8 protein-coding genes are annotated in these 8,357 nt (G+C 60.8%); 2 read left to right on the top strand and 6 right to left on the bottom strand.

The features are described 5' to 3' along the window. Positions 1 to 71 precede the first annotated feature (71 nt). Both WAW39_RS04295 and WAW39_RS04290 read left to right on the top strand, forming a co-directional pair. Complete coding sequence (locus WAW39_RS04295) at positions 72 to 536, top strand: hypothetical protein (RefSeq protein WP_422316132.1); 465 nt, start codon at positions 72 to 74, stop codon at positions 534 to 536. A 65-nt stretch (positions 537 to 601) separates the two neighbouring features. Beyond that, positions 602 to 814: a hypothetical protein gene (locus tag WAW39_RS04290; RefSeq protein WP_422316130.1), complete on the top strand. Its 213-nt coding sequence runs from the start codon at positions 602 to 604 to the stop codon at positions 812 to 814. A 127-nt stretch (positions 815 to 941) separates the two neighbouring features. On the opposite strand, the gene ilvN is transcribed toward WAW39_RS04290, so the two are convergent. From ilvN to WAW39_RS04260, 6 genes are all read right to left on the bottom strand, one after another. Continuing rightward, positions 942 to 1,487 carry an acetolactate synthase small subunit gene (gene ilvN / locus WAW39_RS04285; protein WP_422316128.1) on the bottom strand — a complete coding sequence of 182 codons (546 nt, stop codon included), beginning with the start codon at positions 1,485 to 1,487 and terminating at the stop codon, positions 942 to 944. Positions 1,488 to 1,506: 19 nt separating this feature from the next. Further along, positions 1,507 to 2,292 carry a DNA-methyltransferase gene (locus tag WAW39_RS04280; RefSeq protein WP_422316126.1) on the bottom strand — a complete coding sequence of 262 codons (786 nt, stop codon included), beginning with the start codon at positions 2,290 to 2,292 and terminating at the stop codon, positions 1,507 to 1,509. A gap of 38 nt (positions 2,293 to 2,330) precedes the next feature. Further along, on the bottom strand, positions 2,331 to 4,058 hold the full coding sequence (ilvB, locus tag WAW39_RS04275) for a biosynthetic-type acetolactate synthase large subunit (protein WP_422316124.1): 1,728 nt from the start codon (positions 4,056 to 4,058) through the stop codon (positions 2,331 to 2,333). 281 nt (positions 4,059 to 4,339) lie between these two features. After that, positions 4,340 to 4,579, bottom strand: a complete 240-nt coding sequence (locus WAW39_RS04270; RefSeq protein ID WP_422316122.1) for a hypothetical protein — start codon at positions 4,577 to 4,579, stop codon at positions 4,340 to 4,342. Between the two features lie 80 nt (positions 4,580 to 4,659). Beyond that, entirely contained in the window at positions 4,660 to 5,925 is a 1,266-nt protein-coding gene (locus WAW39_RS04265; RefSeq protein ID WP_422316120.1) for a PQQ-binding-like beta-propeller repeat protein, read from the bottom strand. A 273-nt stretch (positions 5,926 to 6,198) separates the two neighbouring features. Beyond that, complete coding sequence (locus WAW39_RS04260; protein ID WP_422316118.1) at positions 6,199 to 8,241, bottom strand: carbon starvation CstA family protein; 2,043 nt, start codon at positions 8,239 to 8,241, stop codon at positions 6,199 to 6,201. Positions 8,242 to 8,357: the final 116 nt, after the last annotated feature.

The following is an 8,357-nucleotide window of genomic DNA, read 5'->3' as shown; positions in this document are numbered from 1 at the left end:
CTTGAATTTAATGGCACGGGCGCGACCACGGCCCCTGCCTGTGACATCCTCTTCGACGTGGAGGTGGTGGCATGACGGCAATCTCTGACATGGATCTGGCGCGGATGTGGCTGAGGCAGTGGAGGCCAGCCTCAGGAGCCTATGCCGCCCCCGCTGCCACAGCCGTGTGGGATGGGACGGCGCTGATCTGCGAGCCTGGCCCTGCCGAGCTGGACCCTGCTGCGGCGCTGTTTTGCCCTTCACTGGCTGCGCGCCTGGCTGATCTGAAGCGCTGCAAGGCTGCTGCCAGCCCAGAACCCACCATCGCCGCCTTGGAGGCCGATTACGGCCCTGCCACTGCCACTCTCAATGCCGGTGGCGCGGTGGTGAGTGAGCCTGCCTTCCGCGCCCGCCTGGCTGCATGCCGGGGATGTGGGCTATGGGATGAGCGCGCACGTGATGGCCGTGGCCGCTGCGACTGCGTGCGCTGCCGATGCACGCACCCTTTTCTCTGGCTGGCCGCAAAGCAGTGCCCCGAGGGCACGTGGCCTGCATGAGGCTTGCAGGGCGGGTGCAACAGGCGTGCTGGAAAGCCGGCTGATTGCTCAAACCTCTGTCAATTATGCTCAAACCTGATTTCGCTTACCGGAAAGCCCGTTTCCTCGGTGAGCCCGCAGTCACAGCAGTTCAACCACAGGCGTTTTTGATGCATGCCAAACGAGGTCTTCTTCCCGCCGCAATGTGGGCACCGGAACCGGAACCCGCAAAACAAAGCCAGCGCCAGCAGGGCTCCGGTGAGGCCAAGAATGGCCATGATGATAGCTGCGCGGTTTGACAGAAGAATCAGCCATTCCGTGTTCGGCGAAATAAATACGAGTCCGGCACCCACCAACAGCACCGGAAGACCGATGCGGCAAAGGTGATGCCAGACTGTAAACCTGAGCAGGCAACCCGGGGCGAGATTAAGTCTCAGTCAAACCACGGGCCATGACCACTTTGCCGGTGCGGACGGTTTCGACGATCTCGAACTTGGTCAGCAGTCGGACGGCGGCGTCGAGCTTGTCGCTGTTGCCGCTGATCAGGGCGATGAGGCTGTCTTCCTGAAGATCGACGGTCTTGCCATTGTAGTGCTCGATGATCTGGAGGATCTCGGTGCGCTCTGCGGCGGTGGCGGCGACCTTGATGAGCACCATTTCCTTGGAGACGGCGTCGCGGTCGGTGTGCTCAACGCAGTGGATGACGTCGATGAGCTTGTTCACCTGCATGATGATCTGGTGCAGGCCTTCCGGATGACCGCTGATGCCGATGGTCATGCGGCTGAAGCGGGGATCACGCGTCTGGGAGACGACGAGGGACTCGATGTTGAACCCACGGCGGCTGAACACGGCGCAGATGCGGCCGAGGACGCCGGGCTGGTTGTTCACCATGACGCTCAGCGTGTGGATGTTGATGATGTCAGCCTGCAGCGCTGGCTTTTTGTCGGTGGTGGCGGGGATGCGTTCGCTCATGGGATTTCGATGGTTGAATTTAAAAGAGTAGTTCGTCGGTCTTGAGCCGGTTCTGCGCGATCTCGATGTACGTGGAGTCTTTCTCGATGCCGAGCCACTTGCGCTGGAGTCGTTGCGCCGCCGCTGCGGTGGTGCCGGAACCGAGGAAAGGATCGATGACGAGGTCGCCGGCGTCCGTGGAGCAGGCGATGAGTTTGTCGATGAGGTTGAGCGGCTTCTGCGAGGGGTGGCCGCACTTTTCTTTGGAGATGCCTTTCAGGCTGGGCACGCGGAGGATGTTCGTGGCGTACTTGCCTTTATCCAGGTGGGCGCGGCGCGCGTCTTTGTCTTTGTAGCGCTTGTCGCGGAGGTAGAGCTCGATGGTGGCGGCATCATACGGGATGCGCACGGCGTCCTTGTTGAACTTCACGTCGTCGCTTTTGCGCAGGACGAGGATCATCTCGTACTGCGGGGTGAAGCTGTCGCGGCGTTCGTCATAGCCCACCGCACGATCCCAGATGATGAGATCGTGAAACTGGTGCTTCTGACTGAGTCGTGACATGAGGTGGAGGAAGGTGTGCTCGCGTTTGCCTAGCTGGCCGAAGATGAAGGCGAGGCCGTCATCGCGCAGGATGCGCATGGATTCCGCCACCCACTCATCGCACCAGGCGAGGTAGTCGGCGGCAGTTTTCCATTGCGTGTCCCAGGCTTCATTTTCGAGAACGTTGAAGTAAGGCGGATCGGCGATGATGGCTTGGGCGACGGACGCAGGGAGCTTTTTGAGTTCCGTGAGGGCGTCGCCTTGGATGATGCGGTTGGATTTCATCGAGCCTTCGCCGCACTCTGGCGAGTGCGCTTACGTGATTAGGTCGAACCGGTGGGTTTTTCCATGCGCTGTTTCGGCGCTTCGGTGATCATATCTTCGAGTGCAGCACCGGCGGGGATCATCGGGAAGACGTTCTCCGTTTTGATGCACTCGGCTTCGATGATGCAGGGGCCGTCATTGTAGTCGAGGGCCTGCTGCAGGACGCGCTCCACATCAGCAGGGCGGCGGATGTGCCAGCCTTTGATGCCGTAGGCTTCGCCGAGTTTGACGAAGTCAGGATTGCCGATGAGATCGACGCCGCTCTCGCGGTTCTCAAAGAAGAGCTCCTGCCACTGACGGACCATGCCGAGGTAGCTGTTGTTCAGGATGAGGATCTTGATCGGCAGCTTGTGGATGGCGGCTGTGGCCAGTTCAAACAGGGTCATCTGGAAGCCGCCGTCACCGGAGATGGAGACGACCAGCTTGTCCGGGCAGGCGAGCTGCGCACCGATGGCCGCAGGGAAGCCGAAGCCCATGGTGCCGGCGCCGCCGGAGCTGAGCCAGTGGTAGCTCTCGTCGTTCTTGTAGAACTGCGCGGCCCACATCTGGTGCTGACCGACGTCTGTGGAGATGATGGCCTTGCCCTTGGTGAGGGTGTAGAGTTCATCAATGACCTGCTGCATGCGCAGGCCGCCCTGCTTCTTATAAGAGAGGGGGAACTTCTTCTTGTAACCGTCCAGTGTGGCCAGCCAGTCTTCGGTGGGCAGTTTTTCGACCAGAGGAAGGAGATCGCTCAGCGCGGCCTTGGCATCGCCCTTGATGGTGACGTCCACCTTGATCATCTTGTGGAACTCCGCCGCATCGATGTCGATGTGGATGAGCTTGGCGTTGCGGCCAAACATGGTGGGCTTGCCGATGATGCGGTCATCGAAACGGGAGCCGACATTGAAGATGAGGTCGGCTTCGACGATGGCCTTGTTCGCATAGGCGGTGCCGTGCATGCCCAGCATGCCGAGGGACAGCGGGTGCGTTTCCGGGAAGACGCCTTTGCCGAGCAGGGTGGTGGTGACCGGGCAGTTGAGGGTCTCCGCCAGCATCAGCAGTTCCTTGTCGGCACGGGCGATCATGGCACCCTGACCGGCGAGGATCACGGGGCGCTTGGCACCTGCGATCAGGCGGGCGGCTTCTTGAATTTTAGCCTGATCAATCTTGAAGTTGTCTTCGGGATGGTAGCCGGGCAGGTCCATCGGCTCGTCAAACGTGCCGGTGAAGGGGCCCTGGCTGAAGTCCTTAGGGATGTCGATCAGAACCGGACCCGGGCGGCCCGTGGTGGCGATGTGGTAGGCCTCCTTGGCGATGCGGGGCAGGGAATTGGAGCTCTTGATCAGGTAGTTGTGCTTAACGACCGGGCACGTGATGTTGAAGATGTCGGCCTCCTGGAAGGCGTCTTTCCCCAGCATCCAACTGACGGTCTGGCCGCAAAGGACGATCATCGGAACGCTGTCCATCTGCGCGGTCATGAGGCCGGTGATGGTGTTGCCAGCGCCAGGGCCGGAGGTGACGAGAACGACGGCCGGCTTGCCGGTGGCACGGGCGTAACCGTCAGCCATGTGAACGGCACCCTGCTCATGGCGGACGAGAACGAACTTCATGTCCGTCTTCACGGTCTGCAGCGCGTCAAAGATCGGGATGGCTGCGCCACCGGAGTAGCCGAAGACATACTCGATGCCGAGATCTGCGAGGGTTTTGATGAGCGCCTGCGCGCCGTCCATTTTTTGCTGGCTCATGATGGTTGGGGTGAAAATTGCGATTTAGAGGGATAAAGTGGGGGTGAATTGGAAAATCACAATCAAAAAATGGACTTTTTAGTGGTAAATTGGCCTTGTATTGCGGTTTATGGGTTCAAAAATGCCGATTTTTGGGTGATAATTTGGATTTGACCGGGTTGGGTTAATTGAAGTTTGTCATTTGCGCCCCTGTTCGCCTGCATTTCAGCTCGGGCGCGCCTCCACGTCATCGACAAGTAAGGTGTCCGGGCTCTACAGACTCCGATCAATGCAGGCCTCTATCACACCCCGCGCACTCCGAATGCCGCTGCGATGCCCAGAAGGAGCAGGCTGAGCCAGAACCAGCGGTTGTCGAGCCGGTCCCACCATCGGCGGGACTCGGCCTGCATTGGGGATTCTCCCACGCGTGAGTTTTCCATCATTGTCCGCGAACCTGCACGCAGCACTCCAAACAGCCCCAAGATGCCATCCACCACGCGGACGGCAAAGAGGATGAGGTGGCCGATCAGTTCTTCGAGCATGGCGGCAGGAAGATGTCGGTGGGTTTGCGGCTCACCAGTATAACATGCGGGCCTTTTTTCAGCCGCGTGGAGTTCTTCGATTACCTCTTGATGCGGTACAGATGCCCCTCGGTGCGGATCAAGAGATCTGAACCGATCACGGCATACGAGGCGAGGCTGCGTTCGCCGAGGTCGTTTTGGGCGAGGATGCTGAAGGACTTGCCGGGCTTCACGACGATGCCGAGGCCTTTTTCGTCCTGGAGGTAGAGCTTGCCGTCGGCAGCAAGGAGGGAGGCGGAGATGGGGCCGGTGCAGCGTTCGGAGTAGTGGATGGCGCCGGTCTTGGCGTCGGCGCAGGTGAGAATGCCGTTGTCGGCCACGAAGTAGAGTTCATCGCCGATGACGGCCATGCTGGGATTGTGCGGGGCGGCTTTGTCGATGGTCCAGCCGAGGTGGGTGGGGGTGACGTCGCCCTTGGAGGAGGCGTCCACTTTGATGGCGTAGAGCACGGGTTTGTCGTAGCCGCTGGAGAGGTAGATCATGCCATGCGCGTAAATCGGGCGCGGGACGACGGAGTAGCCTTGATCGTAGTTGAAGTGCCAGATTTCGGTGCCGTCCTTGGGATTGAGCGCGTTCACCACGCCGCTGCCGGGTGTGATGAGCTGCTTCTGGCCAGCCACGTCGATGAGGAGCGGGGTGCAGAAGGAGAATTTCTTTTTGGCTTCGGACTGGCGGGCGAAGGTCCAGCGGGCTTTGCCGGTGGCTTTATCGAGGGCGATGACCTTGGGTTCGGTTTCGGCATCGGCATTGAAGATGAGGAGGTCTTCAAACAGCACTGGGCTGCTGCCATTGCCGTGCACGGGGGAGTAGGCAAACTCCTGCGTGCTCCAGATGGTCTTTCCGGTGGCGGCGTCCAGGCAGGCGGTGCCGAGGTGGCCGAAGTGGATGTAGAGCTTGCCATCTTCAAAGATGGGCGTCGGGCTGGCGTGACTGTTTTTGCGGTGGGCGCGGGGGGATTTGGCCTGGAAGAGCTCCACGTCCCACACGGGCTTGCCGTTGCTGGCATCCAGCGAGATCACACGAAGGGAACGGTCTGCAGTAGCCTCTTCCTTGCCGCTGAGAGAGACGGCGGAGGTGAGGAAGATGCGGTTGCCTGCCACCACGGGTGAGGACCAGCCAATGCCTGCGACGGGTGCGATCCACGCGATGTGCGAAGTGGGGCTCCAGGTGAGGGGGAGGTTCTTGGCATCTGAGTGGCCCTGTGCGGCGACTCCACGGAACTCAGGCCAGCTGGGGGCCGTGGGCGCGGTTGGGGCGGCGGCGAGGAGTGAGGCGGAGGAGAGAAGGAGAGCGAGGGAAAGGCGCATGAGGTGGAAAGAACGCAATGAAGAAGCCGGCGTTTTCAGTTTGTGAAGACTTGTTGGTTGCCAAGGCGAGTTTTGGGCGGGCAGGCATCGGCGCTCACGCGAGCGCGGAGCGTCTTGGAGTGCGTGTGGCAAGCCTGGGCGCGACGCCGCTTTCGCGGGCAGGACGGCGGGGTGGAGTCGAAGAACAATCTTCACCTCTCGAAAGCGGTGTCGTCGAGGCAGGCTTGCGCCTTGCCTCTATGCCACCGCAGTCCAAGACGCTGGCGCGCCTAATCACGCCCCCTCCGGCAGCGCCACGTACGGCTCCTCATTGAGGACGACTTTCTTGGAGCCGCTGAGGAGCTTGATCCATTCGACGAGGCAGCCGAAGAAGATGATGGCGACGGCGAGGAGGAAGAAGGCGGTGACGGCGGTGTCGACGTTGAAGTTGAACTGCTGTGCGGCCCAGGTTTTCATTTCGACGGGAGTGCCGCCCTTGGCGAGTTTGTCACCATACATTTTGGCACCGGCGATGAAGCCCATACGCGGGTCTTTGTCGAAGAGCTTGATGTAGCCGGCGGCGAAAGTGGCGCTCATGAGGAAGATCAGAGGGATCACCGTGACGAGGAGGTAGCGAGCCTTGCCCATCTTGATGAGGATGGTGGTGCCGAGGCAGAAGGCGATGACGGCGAGGAGCTGATTGGCGATGCCGAACAGAGGCCAGAGGGTGTTGATGCCGCCGAGGGGATCGACCACGCCCTGATAGAGGAAGTAACCCCAGGCGGCGACGAGCAGGGCGCTGGCGAAGACGTTGGCTGGGAGGCTGCGGGTGTTGCCCAGCGGTTTCCAGATGCCGCCAAGGAAGTCCTGCAGGATGAAGCGGCCCACGCGTGTGCCGGCGTCGATGGTGGTCAGAATGAACAGCGCCTCAAACATGATGGCGAAGTGGTACCAGAAGGACATCCACGCCGGACCAAAGGCGCGGGCAAACATCTGCGCCATGCCGACGGCAAAGGTGGGTGCTCCGCCGACACGGCCAAACATGGTCTTTTCGCCGATGTCGGCGGCCAGTTTTTCCATGCCTGCGACGGTAACGGGGAATCCCGCATTGGAGATGACTCCAACGACTTCGGTGGGGGCCATCGTCTTGTTGATGCCGGCATTGATGGCGAAGTATTCGCCGGGTTGCAGTGCACAGGCGGCCACGAGGGCCATGAGGGCGACGAGCATCTCGGTGATCATCGCGCCGTAAGCTACGCTGCGGATGTCGGCTTCGTTGTCGAGCAGCTTGGGTGTGGTGCCGGACGAGATGAGCGCGTGGAAGCCTGAGACGGCGCCGCAGGCGATGGTGATGAAGACAAACGGGAAGACGCTGCCGAGGAAGACGAGGCCCGTGCCGTCCACGAACTTGGTGAGCTTGGGCATCTGCAAGTCAGGCGCTACCCAGATGACGACGACGGCCAGCACGGCGACGGTGCCGATCTTCATGAAGGTGCTCAGATAGTCGCGCGGAGCGAGGAGCATCCACACGGGCAGCACGGAGGCGGCGAAGCCGTAGATCATGATGGACCATGCGATGGTCTCGCCCTTGTAGTCAAAGAAGTGCTCGATACCCCAGGCCTTGAGATTGCTGCCCGCCCACACGCTGACCAGCAGGCCGACGATGCCGAAGATGGTGATGTTGCGCACGCTCACACCGAAGATGGTGTGACCAAAGCCCATGATGAAGGCGAGGGGGATGGTCATGACGATGGTGAACAGACCCCAGGGGCTCTCTGCGAGTGCCTTCACCACCACGAGGCCGAGCACGGCGAGCAGGATGGTCATGATGGCAAGGACGGAAACCATGGCCACGAAACCGACCACGGGGTTCACTTCCTCCTTGAGCATCTGGCCCACGGATTTGCCGCCGCGGCGGATGGAGGCAAACATGACGATGGCATCATGCACACCGCCGCCGAGGGTGGCACCGATCAAGATCCACAGCATGCCTGGCAGGTAACCAAACTGGGCTGCGAGAACGGGGCCGACAAGCGGGCCTGGACCGGCGATGGCGGCGAAGTGGTGGCCGAAGACGACCCATTTGTTGGTCGGTACGAAGTCCTTGCCGTCCTTGTGCGTGACCGAGGGCGGGGCGCGATGCTTGTCGAGCACGAGCACCTTGGTGATGAGCCACTTGCTGTAAAAGCGATAGGCGACCGCGAATGAACACAAGCCCGCAACGACGAGCCACAAGGCATTGATGGTTTCACCTTTGTGCAGTGCGGAGAATGCGACGGAGCCTGCTCCGAGAAGGGAGATGGCGATCCAGATGAGGACTTGGAGGGGCTTGGGCATGGTCTGTGAAAGTAGTCCAGTTGCGCTGCAACTGGATTTGGACAGGAAATTTAAGGGAGGAAAGACGGACTACAACGGTCTCAGAAAGGCTCCAGTTGCGGCGCAACTGGATTACT

This window comes from Prosthecobacter sp. (assembly GCF_049294395.1).
Lineage (GTDB): Bacteria > Verrucomicrobiota > Verrucomicrobiia > Verrucomicrobiales > Verrucomicrobiaceae > Prosthecobacter.
Note: the sequence above shows the minus strand (reverse complement) of the source record. Positions and strands in the feature narration are given on the sequence as shown.

Bases quoted from the DNA above. Each gene is read 5' to 3' on its own strand.
- WAW39_RS04295 (WP_422316132.1), top strand. From the start codon at position 72: ATGACGGCAATCTCTGACATGGATCTGGCGCGGATGTGGCTGAGGCAG.
- WAW39_RS04290 (WP_422316130.1), top strand. From the start codon at position 602: ATGCTCAAACCTGATTTCGCTTACCGGAAAGCCCGTTTCCTCGGTGAG.
- ilvN (WP_422316128.1), bottom strand. From the start codon at position 1,487: ATGAGCGAACGCATCCCCGCCACCACCGACAAAAAGCCAGCGCTGCAG.
- WAW39_RS04280 (WP_422316126.1), bottom strand. From the start codon at position 2,292: ATGAAATCCAACCGCATCATCCAAGGCGACGCCCTCACGGAACTCAAA.
- ilvB (WP_422316124.1), bottom strand. From the start codon at position 4,058: ATGAGCCAGCAAAAAATGGACGGCGCGCAGGCGCTCATCAAAACCCTC.
- WAW39_RS04270 (WP_422316122.1), bottom strand. From the start codon at position 4,579: ATGCTCGAAGAACTGATCGGCCACCTCATCCTCTTTGCCGTCCGCGTG.
- WAW39_RS04265 (WP_422316120.1), bottom strand. From the start codon at position 5,925: ATGCGCCTTTCCCTCGCTCTCCTTCTCTCCTCCGCCTCACTCCTCGCC.
- WAW39_RS04260 (WP_422316118.1), bottom strand. From the start codon at position 8,241: ATGCCCAAGCCCCTCCAAGTCCTCATCTGGATCGCCATCTCCCTTCTC.